22 protein-coding genes, 1 tRNA gene and 4 pseudogenes are annotated in these 19,878 nt (G+C 42.7%); 7 read left to right on the top strand and 20 right to left on the bottom strand.

All coding sequences use genetic code 11. The annotated features are described in order from the left end of the window. Window positions 1-105: 105 nt before the first annotated feature. The 11 genes and pseudogenes from aac(3)-IId to tet(B) form a co-directional block, all read right to left on the bottom strand. Window positions 106-966, bottom strand: coding sequence for an aminoglycoside N-acetyltransferase AAC(3)-IId (gene aac(3)-IId / locus EXH44_RS00890; protein WP_000557454.1), 861 nt, complete (start codon window positions 964-966; stop codon window positions 106-108). 132 nt (window positions 967-1,098) lie between these two features. Further along, window positions 1,099-1,839: pseudogene (locus tag EXH44_RS00885) on the bottom strand (IS3-like element ISAba14 family transposase); the annotation flags it as partial. Next, on the bottom strand, window positions 1,815-2,618 hold the full coding sequence (gene aph(3'')-Ib / locus EXH44_RS00880; protein WP_001082319.1) for an aminoglycoside O-phosphotransferase APH(3'')-Ib: 804 nt from the start codon (window positions 2,616-2,618) through the stop codon (window positions 1,815-1,817). The pseudogene EXH44_RS00885 and the gene aph(3'')-Ib, both read right to left, overlap by 25 nt. 69 nt (window positions 2,619-2,687) lie before the next feature. Next, window positions 2,688-3,329: a type A-3 chloramphenicol O-acetyltransferase CatIII gene (locus EXH44_RS00875; RefSeq protein WP_005826111.1), complete on the bottom strand. Its 642-nt coding sequence runs from the start codon at window positions 3,327-3,329 to the stop codon at window positions 2,688-2,690. A gap of 66 nt (window positions 3,330-3,395) precedes the next feature. Further along, on the bottom strand, window positions 3,396-4,211 hold the full coding sequence (gene sul2, locus EXH44_RS00870) for a sulfonamide-resistant dihydropteroate synthase Sul2 (protein WP_001043260.1): 816 nt from the start codon (window positions 4,209-4,211) through the stop codon (window positions 3,396-3,398). 220 nt (window positions 4,212-4,431) lie between these two features. After that, window positions 4,432-4,653: pseudogene (locus tag EXH44_RS00860) on the bottom strand (helix-turn-helix domain-containing protein); the annotation flags it as partial. A gap of 121 nt (window positions 4,654-4,774) precedes the next feature. After that, window positions 4,775-5,692, bottom strand: coding sequence for a broad-spectrum class A beta-lactamase ROB-1 (locus EXH44_RS00855; protein ID WP_005618523.1), 918 nt, complete (start codon window positions 5,690-5,692; stop codon window positions 4,775-4,777). A gap of 57 nt (window positions 5,693-5,749) precedes the next feature. Beyond that, window positions 5,750-6,091 (bottom strand): DUF5713 family protein, encoded by a 342-nt coding sequence (locus EXH44_RS00850; RefSeq protein WP_025288854.1) that lies wholly within the window; start codon window positions 6,089-6,091, stop codon window positions 5,750-5,752. Between the two features lie 50 nt (window positions 6,092-6,141). Then, window positions 6,142-6,618, bottom strand: coding sequence for an acetyl-CoA carboxylase biotin carboxyl carrier protein (gene accB, locus EXH44_RS00845; protein ID WP_025288853.1), 477 nt, complete (start codon window positions 6,616-6,618; stop codon window positions 6,142-6,144). 160 nt (window positions 6,619-6,778) lie between these two features. Continuing rightward, window positions 6,779-7,753 carry an IS30-like element ISApl1 family transposase gene (locus EXH44_RS00840; protein WP_012478345.1) on the bottom strand — a complete coding sequence of 325 codons (975 nt, stop codon included), beginning with the start codon at window positions 7,751-7,753 and terminating at the stop codon, window positions 6,779-6,781. Between the two features lie 161 nt (window positions 7,754-7,914). Then, window positions 7,915-9,120: a tetracycline efflux MFS transporter Tet(B) gene (gene tet(B) / locus EXH44_RS00835; RefSeq protein ID WP_001089068.1), complete on the bottom strand. Its 1,206-nt coding sequence runs from the start codon at window positions 9,118-9,120 to the stop codon at window positions 7,915-7,917. Window positions 9,121-9,201: 81 nt separating this feature from the next. On the opposite strand from tet(B), the gene tetR(B) reads away from it, so the two are divergent. Continuing rightward, window positions 9,202-9,825 (top strand): tetracycline resistance transcriptional repressor TetR(B), encoded by a 624-nt coding sequence (gene tetR(B) / locus EXH44_RS00830; RefSeq protein WP_000088605.1) that lies wholly within the window; start codon window positions 9,202-9,204, stop codon window positions 9,823-9,825. Here tetR(B) and EXH44_RS00825 read toward each other — a convergent pair. The 3 genes from EXH44_RS00825 to EXH44_RS00815 form a co-directional block, all read right to left on the bottom strand. Beyond that, window positions 9,803-10,426: an ArsR/SmtB family transcription factor gene (locus tag EXH44_RS00825; protein WP_001280391.1), complete on the bottom strand. Its 624-nt coding sequence runs from the start codon at window positions 10,424-10,426 to the stop codon at window positions 9,803-9,805. The two genes, tetR(B) and EXH44_RS00825, sit on opposite strands and share 23 nt — an antisense overlap. A 70-nt stretch (window positions 10,427-10,496) precedes the next feature. After that, complete coding sequence (locus EXH44_RS00820) at window positions 10,497-10,883, bottom strand: hypothetical protein (protein WP_000460651.1); 387 nt, start codon at window positions 10,881-10,883, stop codon at window positions 10,497-10,499. Continuing rightward, a complete protein-coding gene (locus EXH44_RS00815; protein ID WP_000562370.1) occupies window positions 10,876-11,196 on the bottom strand; it encodes an antibiotic biosynthesis monooxygenase family protein in 321 nt (106 codons plus the stop codon). The genes EXH44_RS00820 and EXH44_RS00815 overlap by 8 nt, the downstream gene beginning before the upstream one ends. A gap of 158 nt (window positions 11,197-11,354) precedes the next feature. Here EXH44_RS00815 and EXH44_RS00810 point away from each other — a divergent pair. Continuing rightward, window positions 11,355-11,936 (top strand): annotated as a pseudogene (locus tag EXH44_RS00810) (IS6-like element IS26 family transposase); the annotation flags it as partial. 235 nt (window positions 11,937-12,171) lie between these two features. Next, the gene (locus tag EXH44_RS00805) at window positions 12,172-12,564 is read left to right on the top strand and encodes a pyridoxamine 5'-phosphate oxidase family protein (protein ID WP_000084745.1); all 393 of its coding nucleotides are present in this window, start codon (window positions 12,172-12,174) and stop codon (window positions 12,562-12,564) included. Between the two features lie 319 nt (window positions 12,565-12,883). Here the strand turns inward: EXH44_RS00805 and bleO are convergent, their stop codons facing one another. Then, window positions 12,884-13,270: a bleomycin binding protein gene (gene bleO, locus EXH44_RS00800; RefSeq protein WP_063102497.1), complete on the bottom strand. Its 387-nt coding sequence runs from the start codon at window positions 13,268-13,270 to the stop codon at window positions 12,884-12,886. A gap of 265 nt (window positions 13,271-13,535) precedes the next feature. Beyond that, window positions 13,536-14,633 (bottom strand): annotated as a pseudogene (locus tag EXH44_RS00795) (IS4 family transposase); the annotation flags it as partial. 136 nt (window positions 14,634-14,769) lie between these two features. On the opposite strand from EXH44_RS00795, the gene EXH44_RS00790 reads away from it, so the two are divergent. From EXH44_RS00790 to EXH44_RS00775, 4 genes are all read left to right on the top strand, one after another. After that, a complete protein-coding gene (locus tag EXH44_RS00790) occupies window positions 14,770-15,660 on the top strand; it encodes an RHS repeat protein (protein WP_162855877.1) in 891 nt (296 codons plus the stop codon). A gap of 51 nt (window positions 15,661-15,711) precedes the next feature. Further along, a complete protein-coding gene (locus EXH44_RS00785) occupies window positions 15,712-16,140 on the top strand; it encodes an RHS repeat protein (protein ID WP_162855876.1) in 429 nt (142 codons plus the stop codon). Window positions 16,141-16,264: 124 nt separating this feature from the next. Continuing rightward, window positions 16,265-17,155 carry an IS256 family transposase, variant Zn-binding type gene (locus tag EXH44_RS00780; protein WP_416118546.1) on the top strand — a complete coding sequence of 297 codons (891 nt, stop codon included), beginning with the start codon at window positions 16,265-16,267 and terminating at the stop codon, window positions 17,153-17,155. A gap of 31 nt (window positions 17,156-17,186) precedes the next feature. Further along, on the top strand, window positions 17,187-17,450 hold the full coding sequence (locus EXH44_RS00775) for a hypothetical protein (protein ID WP_042905580.1): 264 nt from the start codon (window positions 17,187-17,189) through the stop codon (window positions 17,448-17,450). Between the two features lie 229 nt (window positions 17,451-17,679). Here the strand turns inward: EXH44_RS00775 and EXH44_RS00770 are convergent, their stop codons facing one another. The 4 genes from EXH44_RS00770 to EXH44_RS00755 all read right to left on the bottom strand — a co-directional run bounded on the left by EXH44_RS00770 (window position 17,680) and on the right by EXH44_RS00755 (window position 19,756). After that, window positions 17,680-18,258 (bottom strand): hypothetical protein, encoded by a 579-nt coding sequence (locus EXH44_RS00770; protein ID WP_021112589.1) that lies wholly within the window; start codon window positions 18,256-18,258, stop codon window positions 17,680-17,682. Window positions 18,259-18,447: 189 nt separating this feature from the next. Next, window positions 18,448-18,759: a hypothetical protein gene (locus tag EXH44_RS00765; protein WP_052157437.1), complete on the bottom strand. Its 312-nt coding sequence runs from the start codon at window positions 18,757-18,759 to the stop codon at window positions 18,448-18,450. Window positions 18,760-19,061: 302 nt separating this feature from the next. Further along, a complete protein-coding gene (locus tag EXH44_RS00760) occupies window positions 19,062-19,613 on the bottom strand; it encodes a ParA family protein (protein ID WP_162855875.1) in 552 nt (183 codons plus the stop codon). Between the two features lie 57 nt (window positions 19,614-19,670). Then, a tRNA-Leu gene (locus tag EXH44_RS00755) sits at window positions 19,671-19,756 on the bottom strand. Window positions 19,757-19,878 lie beyond the last annotated feature (122 nt).

Here is a 19,878-nt window from a genome sequence, read left to right as displayed (position 1 = left end):
GTCAAAGATCAGCGATTTGGAACGCCGATCGCGCAGCCGCTTAGCGAGCGTCGTCTTTCCGGCGCCGAAAGGTCCGTTGATCCAGATTATCATTGTCGACGGCCTCTAACCTGAAGGCTCGCAAGAGCGCTCGACGGCCTCGTGCGGAGGCACGATCGGAGTGGTTCCGAAATGCTTCTCAAGATAGGTGACGCCGAACGTCACGATGTCCTGCGCGTCGAACAGGTAGCACTGAGCAAAGCCCACGACACCTTCTCGATGGCGACCGAGCTTCACGTAAGCATTTGCTATAGTTTCAACCGCATCCGGCTTTCCTTCGATAGCAAAGCAATCGAGAATGCCGTTTGAATCGTAATCCGATGCCGTTTTCCAGGCGACTTCACCGTCTCTTCCAAGCATCGGCATCTCATACGTCACCCACCGTTTGTTGGGGATATCGGCAACCGCCTCGGCGTAGTGCAATGCGGTAACGGAGTTTAGCGGCGCACCCAACAGCAGGGCCTTCCCGCCAAGGCGAACGAACCGCTCGACGGGCGATCCTTCCCCCAAGGCGTGACCGAGTTCGTGAGGCTCCGTCAGCGTTTCAGCCAGCGGACCAACCGCGACCATCGATGCATCGGGGTGCGCGCTGCGCCGCGCGCCGGGGGCTTGAACCAGAAATTGATTCAGCAGGCCGAACCCACGGTAAGTCCCGGCTGTTGCGGGATCGAACGGCAGCCAGGTACGGCGGGCTTCGTCATCCAGCCGAGCGCCATTCAGAGTCTCCTCGTAGGGTGATCGGTCCCACGACGCGTATCCCATCACAGTGCCAGTCGGCCCAACCGCGGAGCGTAACGCGGCAACGACCGTCTCCGCTCCTCCTTCGACCGGACCAATCGCTTTAAGTGAGGCATGTACCATCAAGAGGTCACCGGTTTGGACTCCGAGTTTTTGAAGCGCCTCCGTTATTGCCTTCCGCGTATGCATCGCGATATCTCCTCTAAACTGCAAAACACTATACCTATCGAGATATCACTCTACTATACCTATCGAGATATAGAGGTGGTCCCACTTGTTTGAACAACTAAAAGCGTATTTATAAGTGATATTCCGCTCTAGTTAAGCCACCTTGTTTTGTTGGGGTAGCTGATCATAGTAAAACTCATTTGGTGTCATTTTGTCTAGACTCGAATGAGGTCGTTTCAAATTATAAAACTCAAAATATGCACTTAATTGCTTTTTCGCATCTGTGACACTGCTATAAGCTTTGAGATACACCTCTTCATATTTAACGCTCCGCCATAATCGTTCAACCATCACATTATCTACCCATCGACCTTTACCATCCATACTGATTTGAATGCCATTTGATTTCAATACATCAATAAATGCATCACTGGTAAACTGGCTGCCTTGGTCTGTATTAAATATTTCAGGTCGACCATATTTTTCAATCGCTTCATTTAAAGCCGAAATACAAAAATCCACCTCCATACTAATCGATACCCTATGCGCAAGTACCTTGCGGCTATGCCAATCAATCACAGCACATAAATAAACAAAGCCTTTTGCCATAGGGATATACGTTATATCCGTAGACCACACTTGATTACTGCGCTGAATAGCCAACCCTTTGAGCAGATATGGATATTTACGGTGAGCTTGATTAGCCTGGCTTAAATTTGGTTTGCAATATAACGCCTGAATACCCATTTTCTTCATTAAAGTACGTGTATGACGTCGTCCTATATGATGTCCTTGACGATTCAACAAATCACGCATCATACGACTGCCTGCAAAAGGATATTGCATATGTAATTCATCAATACATCGCATCAACCCCAAGTCAGAGGGTCCAATCGCAGATAGAAGGCAAGGCGTTCGCGGTCGGGGGCTTCGATCCCCAATACATTGAATAGGACAGCGAAGGCGCGCTCTGCTTCATCTGGCGCTGCCCAGTTCTCTTCGGCGTTAGCAATCATGAGTGCCAAATCGGCATAGCGATCTGCTGTTCCGAGCCGCCCAAGGTCGATCAGACCCGTGCATTGAAGAGTTTTAGGGTCCACCATGAAGTTCGGCATGCAGGGATCACCATGGCAAACAACCATATCGGTGCGCTCTTGGTCGAGCCGCACCGGTAGCTCTCGTTCGACACGAGCCAAAAGATCGAGCTGCGGCGTACTCTTGTCCTCGTCCGGTAAGAAGTCGGGATTGACGGCATTGCGGGACACCACATCAACGGCGCGTCCGAACATTCGCGACAGCCTGCGCTCAAACGGACATTGATCAACCGATAGGCTGTGAACAGCGCCAAGTTGCTGCCCCATTGACGGCCACGCTTTGAGCAAATCCGCTCCAGACAGATCAGCCGCCGGTACTCCCGGAATTGCCGTTATCACCAAGCATGCACCCTCCTGTTCCTCCTGCCAGTTGATCACCTCGGGGCAAGCCACACCTCGACCTTTGAGCCAAATGAGGCGGTCACGCTCTCCAGCGAGCTCACCGCGGCGGGAAGCAGGTGCGATTTTCGCGAAGGCATGCCCGTCACCACGTCGAAAAACAAAATCACCGGATTCTCCGCCTCTGACAGGCAACCAGTCAGAATGCGATTCACCAAAAAAAATATTAGTTCGATTCAATGGAGGTTCCTTCAGTTTTCTGATGAACAGGGCTTCACTAGATATGAAACCCTTTAATTTAACCTGAGCTTATTTTAATTTACTGTTACACAACTCTTGTAGCCGACTAATAAAGCGTGCAACATGGAAGCCATCACAAACTGCATGATGAACCTGTACTGAGAGCGGCAATAACAGTCTATCCCCTTCTTGCTGATATTTTGCCATTGTTATAATGGGTGCAAAATAATCGGTAAAATTAGCAACATTTAAATTAAAGCTATCAAAATTAACCCAAGGTAATGCTGAAATATTTAAATGATTTTCTGGTGTTACCCCTTGAGGAAATAACTTGGTATCACTTTTATAACGTTCCATTACCGATAAATAATTCACCATAAATTGATCAATATCGGATGAGTATGGGCAACTCAGTGCTGAAAATGTCTCTGTTTCTTGATGGAATACGGTGAATTGTGGGTCGACTGAATCCCATACGATCAATTCATCATCTTTTATCGCCATTCTCAACTCATCAAATTGATTCACGGCCTGAGCAATCAGATAGATCATTACCGGATAAAACTTATACGCTGAATCATCCAATGACTTTTTTAACGTCGTGATATCAATTTTGCTTGTTAAGCTAAAACCACATGGTAAACGATGCCGATAAAACTCAAAATGCTCACGGCGAACCCAATTTTTTACATCAAATTTTGTATAGTTCATAACATATCCCTTCTGAATTTTTTTTCTGATGAAGCGCGAATATAGAGAAATATCCCGAATGTGCAGTTAACGAATTCTTGCGGTTTCTTTCAGCGCCGCCAATACCGCCAGCCCGTCGCGCAAGGGGCGCGGCTCGTGTGTGCGGATGAAGTCAGCTCCACCTGCGGCGGCGGCAAGCTCTGCAGCGAGTGTCGCGGCCCCGACATCCCCCGGACCACGGCCTGTGAGCGCGCGCAGAAAGGATTTGCGCGAAACAGACAGAAGCACCGGCAAATCGAAGCGCAGCCGCAATTCATCGAACCGCGCCAGCACCGAGAGCGAGGTTTCGGGAGCAGCCCCCAGAAAAAACCCCATGCCGGGATCAAGGACAAGGCGGTTGCGTTTGATACCGGCACCCGTCAGCGCCGCGATGCGCGCGTCAAAGAACGCCGCAATGTGATCCATGATGTCGCCAGCGGGTGCCTCGCGCCGATCTGCCTGCCCGTCTTGCACCGAATGCATAACGACGAGTTTGGCAGATGATTTCGCCAATTGCGGATAGAACGCAGCGTCTGGAAAACCGCGAATATCATTGAGATAGGCCACACCACGCGACAAGGCATAGGCTTGCGTCGCGGGTTGATAACTGTCGAGCGAGACGGGAATGCCATCTGCCTTGAGCGCGTCCAGCACCGGCGCGATACGCGCGATTTCTGTGTCGGACGAAACAGGCGCGGCGTCGGGATTGCTGGATGCCGGACCGAGGTCGATCACATCTGCCCCCTCGGCCATCAGCTTACGCGCCTGCGCAATGGCTGCGTCTGGCGCCAGATACCGGCCTCCATCGGAGAAACTGTCCGAGGTTATGTTGACGATGCCGAAAATGATGAGCGATTTATTCATGGGGGCTTCTATAATAATAATAATAATAATAATCGAGCATGAGTCTCATACGGATGCTCGGGTCGAAAGGGAATCCCCAGGCGAGTAACCTGTTTGCGGTGATCCATTAGCTGCAGGAGCAGAATAGCATACATCTGGAAGCAAAGCCAGGAGTTTTTTAATATCTATGGGGCTAATTGACTTTGAAGAATCTAGCCTAACTTCAACCTAAAACCTTAGATTTGCGCTGTGCTTTGCTATTTTGACGATGCTTCAAATAGCTGTTTTGTGCGTTCGTTGCACTGTAGCTTTCTAGAGCGTGTCGTTTCAGCTCGCGAGAAATGGTGCTGGAGCTACGTCCCAGTGCTTTGGCAATTTCTGCTTGTTTTTTGCCCTGTGCGAGTAAAATCATTATCTTTTCTCGCTCGTTTATTGTAAGATGTCGGTAGGAAGTACTCATCATTTGGAAGTGGTTTTTGTGTGGAAACAAAATTATATTCTAGTTGATGAGTACTTCTTTTTTTGTTGCACTTGGATTGTAAATTCAGCCCTAAATTTTCACTTTTTCTAACAAAATGAATTTGTTAGTTGAGCTGTAAAGTATGAAATACTTGCTTTGCTGCATCTTCTACTAATTTATTGTTGAATTTGGCTTCTTCGGTAAATTGCGTACTCATGATTGCCATCACAATCGGTTTGCGATTTGGTATGCGAACCACCGCAATATCATTGCGTACACCATATTTACCCGCCCCGCTTTTATCGTACACTTTCCACGATGTTGGCGTAGCAGCGCGAATCAATGGATTGCCTGTTGCGTTATTGTCCAACCAATTCCACAAAATCGTTTTTTGCGATTCGGTTAATGTGTTGCCCAATAAATACGCATTTAAATTCATCGCCATTTGTTTGGGTGTACTCGTATCACGAATATCGTTGGGTTTGGCTTGATTTAAATCGGGTTCTAGCCGATTGGTATGGGTTACGTTATCGCCTAATTGTCGCAAAATACGTTGATATTGTTCCACGCCACCCAATTCTTTGAGCAGCAAATTGGTCGCGCTGTTGTCGCTAAACCGCACGGCTGCTTCACATAATTGGGCAATCGTCATGCCTTTGCCAACGTATTTTTGGGTTTCGGGAGAATAACTAACCAAATCTTTTTGGCTATATGAAATGGTACGATTTAAATCTTTTTCAGGCAGCGATTGCAACACCGCCCCAGCCAACAACGCCTTGAAAGTGGACGCATAAGCAAAGCGTTCATCTGCACGATAAGACAAAGAATGTCCCGTTTCTGTATCCCATACATAAACGCCAATTCGGGCTTGATACTGCTGTTCCAAATTCGCCAAAGTCTGTTGAAAGGTGGCTTGTGTGGCTGATTGTTGCACAGGCGCACTAGCAGGCTGCGGATTAGACGTTACCGAATGAACAGAATTGGGCGAACAAGCCGTTAATGTCAGCAATAATAATGTGCCGATTTTTAACTTATTTAACATAAATTATCCTTTGATTTTACTAAATAAATTTCTTTTCAGGCAGCCTGAAAAATAATTTTACCAATCACGCGGGGCAATCAATTCTTCACCATCTGCGTCATCAAAACCATAAGCTTGGGCAATAAATTCCATGGTTTCGCCAAAACAATCACGCGCAACCGTTTCAATTTCGCTGTCATTTTCATCAAATTCATCTTGCAATTCATTGAGTTGCTCGGTGGCTTCGTGCGTGATGGCATACAGCGCGTCTAAATTGTCGGGTTGTTCTTGTTCAATGCGTTGGCACACATTCAAAAAAATGGCTTTGCATTTGTCCACCAAAAAATTGGGAAAATAGCCGTCATCATACATGCCACGCAGAAAATCGTATGATTGAATTTGCGGATTTTGAATGTTCATCTTGTTTCCTTATTTTATGGGTTATGAATGTTCAGGCAGCCTGAAACGTATTATTCAATAATAAACAAAGGTTCGCCAAATTCCACAGGCTGACCGTTTTCCACCAAAATTTCTTTAATCACGCCTGATTTTTCGGCTTCAATTTCATTCATCAATTTCATGGCTTCAATAATGCACAGCGTGTCGCCTGCTTTAACCGTTGCGCCTACTTCCACAAACGCAGGTGCGCTTGGGCTTGGTGCGCGGTAGAACGTGCCAACCATAGGCGATTTTTGCGCTTGGCTCAAATCACGCGCAGCAGGGGCTGACGGTGCAGCCGCCGCAGCAACAGGCGCAGCCGCTACGGGTGCAGGGGCAGGCGCAACAGGTGCAGCCATTGGCGCAGTCGCATAAATGGTTTGAGCAGGTGCTGGCGCAGCCACGGTGCGCGTAATGCGGACTTTTTCTTCGCCTTCGGTAACTTCAATCTCGGCAATTCCTGATTCTTCAACCAAATCAATCAGTTTTTTTAATTTGCGTAAATCCATTTTCAATATTTCCTATTAACAAGGTTTTGTGTGGGGCGCAACGCATTTCAGGCAGCCTGAAACGTACATTGCGCGGAAATTCGGATAATTTGTTTGTAGAACAAAAAAACAGATTTTGGCGAATTTAAGCGCAAAAGTCTAGCAATTTAGCCTTGAATTGTCAAACCAAGTGCAACGATTTTTTGAAGTAAACTTCATAAGGTGTTTTCCAACCTAAACATTTACGTGGTCGTAAATTCAGTTTATTGATCACCTGTTGAATATCAACTTCGCTCCACTGATTGATGTCTTGGTGCTTCGGAAAGTATTCACGAAGTAACCCATTTGTATTTTCATTCGTTCCCCGTGTCCACGGTTGATGCGGCTCGGGGAAGTAAAATTCTACACCCAGTGCTTCTGTTACCAAACGATGTTGGGCAAATTCTTTACCACGGTCTGGCGTAATTGACCGCAATATATGTGAATCCAGCAATTCAATCATGGCTTTTTGGACTGCTTCGGCTTTTTTGGCAGGAATTTTCTTCACCAACTCAAAACGACTTTTGCGTTCCGTCAGCGTCAGCAAACAAGCTCCACCCGCTTTACCCAGTACGGTATCAGCTTCCCAATGTCCAAAGCGACTGCGATTTTGCGCCGAAATGGGACGGTCGTTCAAATGGTTGGATATCTGAATTTTGCCACGTTTTTCATGATGATTTTTTGTATGCCGTGTTTTGCCTTTGTGGCGCAGTTTGCGACTGGCTTTGCGTTCGCCTATATCAAACAACCCTGAATAAATACCACGATAAATGGTTGAATAACTAATGGATAATTCAGATTTTTCCAATTTTAATCGTGCGCTGATTTGTTCGGGCGACCAGTTTTCTGTCAGAAACTTTTCTTGCACCAAATTGAAATATTCAGGCTGCTCTAATTTGCGCTGTGCTTTGCTATTTTGACGATGCTTCAAATAGCTGTTTTGTGCGTTCGTTGCACTGTAGCTTTCTAGAGCGTGTCGTTTCAGCTCGCGAGAAATGGTGCTGGAGCTACGTCCCAGTGCTTTGGCAATTTCTGCTTGTTTTTTGCCCTGTGCGAGTAAAATCATTATCTTTTCTCGCTCGTTTATTGTAAGATGTCGGTAGGAAGTACTCATCATTTGGAAGTGGTTTTTGTGTGGAAACAAAATTATATTCTAGTTGATGAGTACTTCTTTTTTTGTTGCACTTGGATTGTAAATTCAGCCGTAAAAAATGCCCTCTTGGGTTATCAAGAGGGTCATTATATTTCGCGGAATAACATCATTTGGTGACGAAATAACTAAGCACTTGTCTCCTGTTTACTCCCCTGAGCTTGAGGGGTTAACATGAAGGTCATCGATAGCAGGATAATAATACAGTAAAACGCTAAACCAATAATCCAAATCCAGCCATCCCAAATTGGTAGTGAATGATTATAAATAACAGCAAACAGTAATGGGCCAATAACACCGGTTGCATTGGTAAGGCTCACCAATAATCCCTGTAAAGCACCTTGCTGATGACTCTTTGTTTGGATAGACATCACTCCCTGTAATGCAGGTAAAGCGATCCCACCACCAGCCAATAAAATTAAAACAGGGAAAACTAACCAACCTTCAGATATAAACGCTAAAAAGGCAAATGCACTACTATCTGCAATAAATCCGAGCAGTACTGCCGTTTTTTCGCCCCATTTAGTGGCTATTCTTCCTGCCACAAAGGCTTGGAATACTGAGTGTAAAAGACCAAGACCCGCTAATGAAAAGCCAACCATCATGCTATTCCATCCAAAACGATTTTCGGTAAATAGCACCCACACCGTTGCGGGAATTTGGCCTATCAATTGCGCTGAAAAATAAATAATCAACAAAATGGGCATCGTTTTAAATAAAGTGATGTATACCGAATTCGATTGCGTCTCAACCCCTACTTCGGTATCTGTATTATCACGTGTATTTTTGGTTTCACGGAACCAAAACATAACCACAAGGAAAGCGACAATATTTAGCAACGCAGCGATAAAAAAGGGACTATGCGGTGAAATCTCTCCTGCAAAACCACCAATAATAGGCCCCGCTATTAAACCAAGCCCAAAACTTGCCCCTAACCAACCGAACCACTTCACGCGTTGAGAAGCTGAGGTGGTATCGGCAATGACCGATGCCGCGACAGCCCCAGTAGCTCCTGTGATCCCTGAAAGCAAACGGCCTAAATACAGCATCCAAAGCGCACTTGAAAAAGCCAGCAATAAGTAATCCAGCGATGCGCCTATTAATGACAACAACAGCACTGGGCGCCGACCAAATCGGTCAGACATTTTTCCAAGCCAAGGAGCAAAGATAACCTGCATTAACGCATAAAGTGCAAGCAATACGCCAAAGTGGTTAGCGATATCTTCCGAAGCAATAAATTCACGTAATAACGTTGGCAAGACTGGCATGATAAGGCCAATCCCCATGGCATCGAGTAACGTAATTACCAATGCGATCTTTGTCGAACTATTCATTTCACTTTTCTCTCTCACTGATAGGGAGTGGTAAAATAACTCTATCAATGATAGAGTGTCAACAAAAATTAGGAATTAATGATGTCTAGATTAGATAAAAGTAAAGTGATTAACAGCGCATTAGAGCTGCTTAATGAGGTCGGAATCGAAGGTTTAACAACCCGTAAACTCGCCCAGAAGCTAGGTGTAGAGCAGCCTACATTGTATTGGCATGTAAAAAATAAGCGGGCTTTGCTCGACGCCTTAGCCATTGAGATGTTAGATAGGCACCATACTCACTTTTGCCCTTTAGAAGGGGAAAGCTGGCAAGATTTTTTACGTAATAACGCTAAAAGTTTTAGATGTGCTTTACTAAGTCATCGCGATGGAGCAAAAGTACATTTAGGTACACGGCCTACAGAAAAACAGTATGAAACTCTCGAAAATCAATTAGCCTTTTTATGCCAACAAGGTTTTTCACTAGAGAATGCATTATATGCACTCAGCGCTGTGGGGCATTTTACTTTAGGTTGCGTATTGGAAGATCAAGAGCATCAAGTCGCTAAAGAAGAAAGGGAAACACCTACTACTGATAGTATGCCGCCATTATTACGACAAGCTATCGAATTATTTGATCACCAAGGTGCAGAGCCAGCCTTCTTATTCGGCCTTGAATTGATCATATGCGGATTAGAAAAACAACTTAAATGTGAAAGTGGGTCTTAAAAGCAGCATAACCTTTTTCCGTGATGGTAACTTCACGGTAACCAAGATGTCGAGTTAACCACCCTTTAGATTCATAAAGCGAAAATAATGCGGCTCCAACGTACCCACCTAAATGGAAACGGCGTTCACTCCAATCTAAACACGCACAACAGATTTTACGTGAATGTTTGGAAGGAACGTCAATTCCCATTTCATGAAAATATTGAATACCACTTAATGTGATCATTGAACCATTTTCAGTGATCCATTGCTGTTGACAAAGGGAATCATAGATCTTAACGGCAACTTCGCCAGCTAAATGATCATAGCAAGTACGTGCTTTTCGTAAATGCACTGGCGTGGAAACTTTGGCATGTACGCCATGGTTTAAGGAGATCCCCATCATACTTTCCATCAATTCAGCAATATCTTTTCCTGCTAGCCGAAAATAACGATGCTTGCCTTGAGCTACTACTGTGATTAGCTGGCAATCTAATAATTTAGATAAATGACTGCTCGCCGTTGAAGCTGATATATTCGCCACAGAACTTAGCTCAGTGGCCGTCCAAGCTCGCCCATCCATCAAAGCACTGAGTATTTTAACTCGTGAAATGTCAGACATAGCCGCCCCTATCGCGGCTATTGAGGACTCAAAGGTAACCTCTTTTCGTATTAAATTAGCCATCGCAAGTTCACTTTATTGCCCAAGGGAGCGTAACAGATGCAGCCATACTATCATTGTCCGTTATTAATATCAGTTGGTTAGCATGGTCACTGTATTGCACTAAAATATTAATGTTATTCTCCGCCAATACTCGTGCTATTTCGCCAAGTTCCCCCGGTTTTTCCTGTTTTAACTTACGAATTAATGGTGTCCGGATCGCAAGTACTAACAGTCCAGCTTGCTCTAGCGCTATTTTAGCTTCCTTTCCTTGTTCAACAAGAAAATGAGCATGGCATTCATCACCAACCGTAAATATCCCTCCCCCTTCCAATCCAATACCTTTATTACCTAATGTTTTTCCTAGTAATGCTAATTGTCCTATTTGATTATCTAAAACAACGTGAACATCAAACATTATCCTTGTCCTTTTTAAATGAATATTCGCGAGTAATATGAGCAATACTAATTTTGTAAAAATCAAATATTGACTCTCGCCCTTCTTGTTGAGCTTTCGCATGTAAAACATGATTTTTCCATTGCAGAACTGCGTATTCGTTTTCCCACCAAGATAGCGATAACATTTTTCCTTCTGTAGCTAGACTTTGAAAACGTTCAATTGAAATAAAACCAGCTACATGACTTAATAGTGGTCTTAACTCCTCAGCTAAAGTCAAATAGCGAGTTTGTTGGTCGGGTTGTATTTGCACCTCAAATATTACAGCAATCATATTTTTCTCCGTTATTAATCAACAAACAGAGTAATCCACCCGAAAATTAACACTTCGATAAGCAACGAAATATAGAAAGGTCATGCTGCTGTTTTATGTTGTATATCACACTTCTTTAAATTGGCACTGTTGCAAATAGTCGGTGGTGATAAACTTATGTCGATCACTCCACGATTTACCGCTGGGTTCAGCGTTATGCGCCTGAAATGGAAAAACGGCTGCGCTGGTACTGGCGTAACCCTTCCGATCTTTGCCCGTGGCACATGGATGAAACCTACGTGAAGGTCAATGGCCGCTGGGCGTATCTGTACCGGGCCGTCGACAGCCGGGGCCGCACTGTCGATTTTTATCTCTCCTCCCGTCGTAACAGCAAAGCTGCATACCGGTTTCTGGGTAAAATCCTCAACAACGTGAAGAAGTGGCAGATCCCACGATTCATCAACACGGATAAAGCGCCCGCCTATGGTCGCGCGCTTGCTCTGCTCAAACGCGAAGGCCGGTGCCCGTCTGACGTTGAACACCGACAGATTAAGTACCGGAACAACGTGATTGAATGCGATCATGGCAAACTGAAACGGATAATCAACGCCACGCTGGGATTTAAATCCATGAAGACGGCTTACGCCACCATCAAAGGTATTGAGGTGATGCGTGCACTACGCAAAGGCCAGGCCTCAGCATTTTATTATGGTGATCCCCTGGGCGAAATGCGCCTGGTAAGCAGAGTTTTTGAAATGTAAGGCCTTTGAATAAGACAAAAGGCTGCCTCATCGCTAACTTTGCAACAGTGCCCTCAAAAGTTGCAATCAATAATTTATTGAAAAAGATTGAAAGGTGGTGGTAAATAATGTTACAATGTGGGAGTATCAGTTTAAATTCTTCGTGAAATAGTGTTCTTTTAAGCTAATAAAAAATGCACGTGGAATTTAGGTCAAAGAAAAGTAAAGAAAAATTTATTTATGGAGGTAAAAAAGGATGAGTCAAGTTGTTGATTTTTTAAATGAAGCAAAAACTTTTTATTTTGCAACCGTTGAAGGAGACCAGCCAAGGGTCAGACCGTTTAATGCAGCCATGGAGAGGAATGGCAAGGTCTATCTTGGTACAACCAATCAGAAAAAAGTTTATCAGCAGTTATTGGCAAATTCAAAGGTGGAAGTCTCAGGTATGGCAAAAGGAAAATGGATTCGGCTCACCGGCGAAGCCGTAATTGATGATACCGTGGAAGCAAGGGAAGCAATGCTTGAAGCAAATCCGCCTTTGAGAGATTGGTATAGCGCTGATGATGGGAAATTCACCGTATTTTATTTGAAAAACATGCAGGCAGTTTTATATTCCTTTACAGGAGATCCGGAGATATTAGATAATTAATCAAAACATGCAGCCCAAGTGTAGAATGAACTGACCCCCATAAGTTAGACTAAAAATCTAACTTATGGGAGGTCATTTTTTATGGCAAAATACAGTTATGAATTTAAGTTACAAGTTGTTCAAGCATATTTAGATTTTTATTTTGTCCGTTTTGTCTAGCTTACCGAAAGCCAGACTCAGCAAGAATAAAATTTTTATTGTCTTTCGGTTTTCTAGTGTAACGGACAAAACCACTCAAAATAAAAAAGATACAAGAGAGGTCTCTCGTATCTTTTATTCAGCAATCGCGCCCGATTGCTGAACAGATTAATAATAGATTTTAGCTTTTTATTTGTTGAAAAAAGCTAATCAAATTGTTGTCGGGATCAATTACTGCAAAGTCTCGTTCATCCCACCACTGATCTTTTAATGATGTATTGGGGTGCAAAATGCCCAAAGGCTTAATATGTTGATATAATTCATCAATTCCCTCTACTTCAATGCGGCAACTAGCAGTACCAGCAATAAACGACTCCGCACCTGTACAAACCGGTGAATCATTACTACGAGAGCGCCAGCCTTCATCACTTGCCTCCCATAGATGAATCCGAACCTCATTACACATTAGAACTGCGAATCCATCTTCATGGTGAACCAAAGTGAAACCTAGTTTATCGCAATAAAAACCTATACTCTTTTTAATATCCCCGACTGGCAATGCCGGGATAGACTATTATTCTCCCCGGAGCCACTACGCTGACCCGGTTGATTTCAGAGGTAAGGGAAAAGGCGACGTTGCGCCTGTGGAACAAACTGGCACTGATACCGTCAGCCGAACAGCGTTCACAGCTGGAGATGCTGCTGGGGCGGCACTGTTGCAAAGTTAGCGATGAGGCAGCCTTTTGTCTTATTCAAAGGCCTTACATTTCAAAAACTCTGCTTACCAGGCGCATTTCGCCCAGGGGATCACCATAATAAAATGCTGAGGCCTGGCCTTTGCGTAGTGCACGCATCACCTCAATACCTTTGATGGTGGCGTAAGCCGGGAAGTGCTTGTCCCAACCTTGTTTCTGAGCATGAACGCCCGCAAGCCAACATGTTAGTTGAAGCATCAGGGCGATTAGCAGCATGATATCAAAACGCTCTGAGCTGCTCGTTCGGCTATGGCGTAGGCCTAGTCCGTAGGCAGGACTTTTCAAGTCTCGGAAGGTTTCTTCAATCTGCATTCGCTTCGAATAGATATTAACAAGTTGTTTGGGTGTTCGAATTTCAACAGGTAAGTTAGTTGCTAGAATCCATGGCTCCTTTGCCGACGCTGAGTAGATTTTAGGTGACGGGTGGTGACAATGAGTCCGTGTCGAGCGCTGATTTTTTCGGCCTTTAGAGCGAGATTTATACAATAGAATTTGGCATGAGATTGGATTGCTTTTAGTCAGCCTCTTATAGCCTAAAGTCTTTGAGTGACTAGATGACATATCATGTAAGTTGCTGATAGGTTTCCAGTTTTCCGCTCCTAGGTCTGCATATTGTACTTTTCCTCTTACTCGACTTAACCAGTACCAACCCAGCTTCTCAACGGATTTATACCATGGCACTTTAAAGCCAGCATCACTGACAATGAGCGGTGTGGTGTTACTCGCTAGAATGCTCGCAAGGTCGGCTAGAAATTGGTCATGAGCTTTCTTTGAACATTGCTCTGAAAGCGGGAACGCTTTCTCATAAAGAGTAACAGAACGACCGTGTAGTGCGACTGAAGCTCGCAATACCATAAGCCGTTTTTGCTCACGAATATCAGACCAGTCAACAAGTACAATGGGCATCGTATTGCCCGAACAGATAAAGCTAGCATGCCAACGGTATACAGCGAGTCGCTCTTTGTGGAGGTGACGATTACCTAACAATCGGTCGATTCGTTTGATGTTATGTTTTGTTCTCGCTTTGGTTGGCAGGTTACGGCCAAGTTCGGTAAGAGTGAGAGTTTTACAGTCAAGTAAGGCGTGGCAAGCCAACGTTAAGCTGTTGAGTCGTTTTAAGTGTAATTCGGGGCAGAATTGGTAAAGAGAGTCGTGTAAAATATCGAGTTCGCACATTTTGTTGTCTGATTATTGATTTTTGGCGAAACCATTTGATCATATGACAAGATGTGTATCTACCTTAACTTAATGATTTTGATAAAAATCATTAGGGGATTCATCAGCACGGAGTTACTATTCAGACCAACTTGGTGTGGGCTGGTTGGGACAAGGCTGGTCGGTACCGGGATGTCAGCGTGTTGAGCGTCAATCTCGAGGTTTTGTGTATATTGATGAACAAGGTCGAGAGATATTACTTCCTGAATTAACGGCAGGTGGTGCCGGTGTGTTTATTCAGGCAGAGCAAATGTGGGTAACGTTGTTGGCGAATGGCGAGATTGAAATCAGTGGTTTAGACCGGTCTTTGACGTTCTGTTTTAAATCGTTGCGTGGGGATTATCGCCATTTTGCCTTAGTGCGAGTGTATGACAGTCACGCCAATCAACAGCAGTTTTACTATGATGAACGAGGTTTGCCGCACAAAATTATGGATGGTAACGGTCGGGTTTTCCGATTGGTATTTGAGGCGGTATCTGAAAACCGCTTACGTCTTGTGTCGGTGGCGTGGCAGCAAGCAGAAGATACGGCATTAACGCATTTACTGGTACGTTACCGCTATAACCTTGAGGGGGATTTAATTGCTGTTGAAAATGCACAAGGCGAAAAGGTACGTCAATTTGCTTACCAACATCATTTATTAACCTCACATCAAAATGCGGCGGGTTTGGTTTCTCGTTATGAGTACGATAAATATGAGCTGGGTGGCAAGGTCATTCGCAACCGCACGAATTTAGGCGAAGATTGGCAATTCCGTTATTTCCCGAACTATACCGAAGTGACGGATAATCTAGGTCGCATTGAACAATACCACTTTGACCATCATCAAGCGTTGGTCAAACGGGTGTTTGCAGATGGTAGCACACAGCAATTTGAACGAGACAAGTTAGGGCGGCTACTGTCACAAACGGACCGTGCCGGACGAAAATCCGAATTTCGCTACAATGCACAAGGGCAGTTGGTTGAACAGATACGTTCAGACAATTAAAGACAGTATTATGGTTATGACAACCAAGGTCGCTTAATTGAGCAGATTGATATGATGGGACATACAAGCCGTTATGCTTATGACGGGCAAGGCAATCTGATAATGTTTACCAATGCAGAAGGGGAAAGTCAGCATATTGTGTATAACGAGAAAGGTTTACGCACGGCAGTGATAGACCCTTTAGGCAACCGCACGCATTTTCGCTACAACGCCCAACACCAACTGGTGGAAACGGAAGATTGCTCGGGCAATCGCACCGCTTTCCGTTACAATGAATGGGGACAGCTTACGGGCATCACGGATGCGGAAGGAGATCACACCACTTACTGTTATGACGAACGACACCAGCCGGTACAGGTCACTTACGCAGACGGTAGCACGGCACATTTTCACTACGACTTCGCCGGCAGACTGACCACTTATACGGACAGCAAGGGGAATAGCACCTACTATCGCTACAGTCTTGATGATTTCAAGTGAAATTAAAAGGGGCATAGTAGACAAAAGTGTTGGTAAAAAGTGGGCTAAAGCCTTATAGTACAAGACTTTAAGCCCACTTTTTGAAATATGAACAAAAAACTGTCCTTTTTGCCTTAAGAACAATATCCAAAAGTATGGAAAGAAAAATAATATTCAGAGATACTTTTGTTCATCCTGTCATAAAACCTTTTCTTCCACAAATAAATTAAATCCAATAGATATTTGGACTGATTACACCATAGGAAAACAAACCTATAAACAATTAGCCGAAAAATATCGCTGTTCCATTAGAACTATTCAACGTTATATTGAAAAATCCCCCAAAGCTAAATTAATTCCTTTACAACAAACCTATCTCAAGATTATTGCAGACGTGACCTTCTTTGGTCGTGAATTTGGTGTATTAGTTTTAATAGATACCTTATCTAAAAAAGTCGTTTATCATCGTGTCGTAAAAACAGAAAAAGACCTCTATTATAAGCTCGCATTGAATATACTTCGAGAAAAAGGCTATATGATTCAATCCATTACAAATGATGGACGTAGAGGGCTATTAAAGGATTTATTTAATACACCAATTCAAATGTGCCACTTCCATATGGTCGCCATTGTGATGAGAAAATTAAGAAAAAAGCATCAATCACAAGCAGGTAAAGAATTAAAGATTATTGTAAAAACGCTAAAAGAAAGCCACAAAAATGAATTTTATTTAAGATTACATCAATGGTATTTAAAACATAAAGAGTTTTTAGATGAACGGTCTGAATATCCCAATGAGAAAGGATATTTTCCTTATAAACACCGTAATGTAAGAGAGGCTTATACCAGTTTAAAATACTATATGAAATATTTATTCACCTTTGAAGAATATGCTCACTTAAATATAGAAAAAACAACAAATAGGTTGGAAGGGTTATTTAAAGAACTGAAACAGAAATTATCGGTTCATAGCGGATTAACGAAAAAGCATAAGATTATGTTTATAAAGGATTTTTTAAATAAAAAGAGTTGGTAATAATTAGGAAAAATAATTAAAACCAACACTTTTGTCCATTAGAGGCATAGTTTGCAAAAAAACCAACACTTTTGTCTACTATGCCTTATTTTTCCAATATGACCAAAACCGTGAGCAGGAGCGTTATACCTATGATAGTTGTGGCTATCTCACCCAACAGGCACAGGCAGAATATGGTTTTACCCGAGATGAACTAAACCCTGAATACTCACAACAACGCCTTATTCAACACAATGATATTTACCAACAAGGGCATAAACTTAATCGGTTAAATCATCATTATTGCTCACAATAGAAATGTAAATTTGATTTAAGAGAATTTAAAAAACTATAAGGAGTTGCATAAAAAAATAATATCTCTATAATACTCATAGGGTGGATACAGGGACTCTTTCTACGAGTCGCACCCCGCTGCTTCAGAAATGGAGTTTGCCCAGAGCATATTTTAATAGCGACCTGCCCTATACTTGTTATCTATAAGTGTAGCTGAGCCCCGACCAGTCTAGATTGGTCGGGGCGATATTTTATCTATATCCTTCTTTAGCTCCTGAACTACTGGATTTTGGACTTTTTATAAGATCAGAAAGCAGTTTAAAAATAGTAAATGATGGAGTATTTGAGGGGATTGGATTATCTTCTGTTCCTGTTCCTTCTCTCACAAAATAGGCTGTCAGAACGTGCAATCGCAATAAACGGTTTTCTTTAAAAAAAGTCACGCATATCTTATATGGTTCAATTTTGTTAGTAAAATTATTCATTTTATGAATCGTGAAATACCGTTTTTGATCACTTTTATAAAATCTCAACTGTCCTAAAATATCTTCGGAAAATAATATATTCCTCAACTCTTTGGATGCTAAGTATCTTTCAACGTCAAATTGACGAGTATCTCCAGAAGAATCCTTTACTAATATAGGTAGTGAAAATGGTGAATCATTCTTCGTAAAACAGTGCAATCCGTAAGTAACAACGAGTTTATAATCCATTTTTTTACTATGAATGATTAGTTCGTGTGCATTAAGATGACTCATATCAAAAGAGGTATTCTCGTACTCTTGTGATTCCCACTTCTGTATGGCTTCTATATGAAATTTTTTTGTCATTCTTTTTTATAGTTCAAATATTCGCTTGATAATATTGTGTGACACTTTAGATGTTTTATCAAGCCTTTTAGCCCTTTAGCCTTTTCATAAGTAAATGAACCTTTTTGGGTAAGCCCGCTCCACTTCAGTGGAGCGGGTTGCCCTTGAAAAATTTACCCTTATTATCCCTTAGCCTTTTCCTTTTTGCCACTATTCTTCATATATATAAATTTCAAGCTCATGGTCAGTTTCATCATCTATGTTATTGTCATAAGAATCTTTATTATCTAACCGTGATCCAAAACGTAACTCAATAGCCTCCTTTTTTTGCTCGTCTGATAAAAACTGCCAATAGTTACACTGTAGTTTTCCGTCGTCCCCAAGTTCCCAAAGCCCCGCATAATTATAATTAGAGTACTCTGGTTCAGCATGACATATTTTTCCAATTCTTGGTTCAATATTTTGAGCATGAGAAAAATTTTCTAAACAGCACAGTACGGGAAATATGAGTAAATATTTCATAATAGAAAGATATGTTGTAATTTTGTTGTGACAGTCTAAAAGTTTGTCATTCTGTTTAAGAGAGAAAAGTAATCATAGATTTGGAATGATTCTTGGGGAAAACTATAAAATTTGTGTGAAGAGTTTATGCTGGTTCAGCATGTTTAAAAATATCAAAATTAATACTGTCATTTGAGTATAGTTCAAAGCTACTAGCATAAATAACTTAAATACTACCACCATATAGCAATTAAATAGAGTTAAATGGTACAGGCATAATTTATAGATCTAAATGAAGGTACATAAATGTTAACCGCACGAATTTATATAAGAGTACCGTAGTCTGTAAAAATGTTTAGATTTTTATATATACCTAAGGTAGCACGCATAAATTCACGAGCAGATACCAACTCTGGTCTTAGTGGAGAAAGGATAAGATCGCTAGCAAGGACTGTCATATCAACCGTAATGCCCCGTGTACCTCTAGTGTCAACTATGATTAAATCATAGCCATCAATTTTTTTAACAAGTTGATTGAACTTTAGGATACCACCTGGTGTACTTGTAAGAACGGTAGAGAGCTTATCTAGTGGGTCGTTAGATTGGATTAAATCCAAATTAGAGAATTCTGTCCGAGATATGATCTCATTTAATGGAAGATCAGGTCGAGTGAAAAATTCATATAATCCAAAAGGTGCGGAATCTTCAATATGATAATAAGACGATAGGGTAGCTTGAACATCAGTGTCGATCATTAAAGTTTTAATACTGTGATCAGCACAGAAAGCACCTATATTTGCGACATTAGTTGATTTTGTTACTCCACCTTTAGTGGACATTACAGTAACAATAAACGGTTTGATAGACTGTAGCATACAAATCTCTCCATTTTAATTAGTAAAGAAATCTGTTTTTTGTGCAGTCTAGTACGATGGTGCCTGAGGTCGGACTCGAACCGACACGCTTTAGGGGCGACGGATTTTGAATCCGTTGTGTCTACCGATTTCACCACTCAGGCATTGAGGTGGTATTTTGGATTTCTGCCAGATTTACTAGCAAGATGAATGGGTGCATTATAGGGGGCTTCGGTTAAGGTTGCAAGTAAAAATCGTGTGGTTTCAATCGGTTGTTTTTATTTTC

The organism is Actinobacillus indolicus (assembly GCF_004519515.1).
GTDB lineage: Bacteria > Pseudomonadota > Gammaproteobacteria > Enterobacterales > Pasteurellaceae > Glaesserella > Glaesserella indolica_A.
This window is presented reverse-complemented; position numbering and strand designations above follow the sequence as displayed.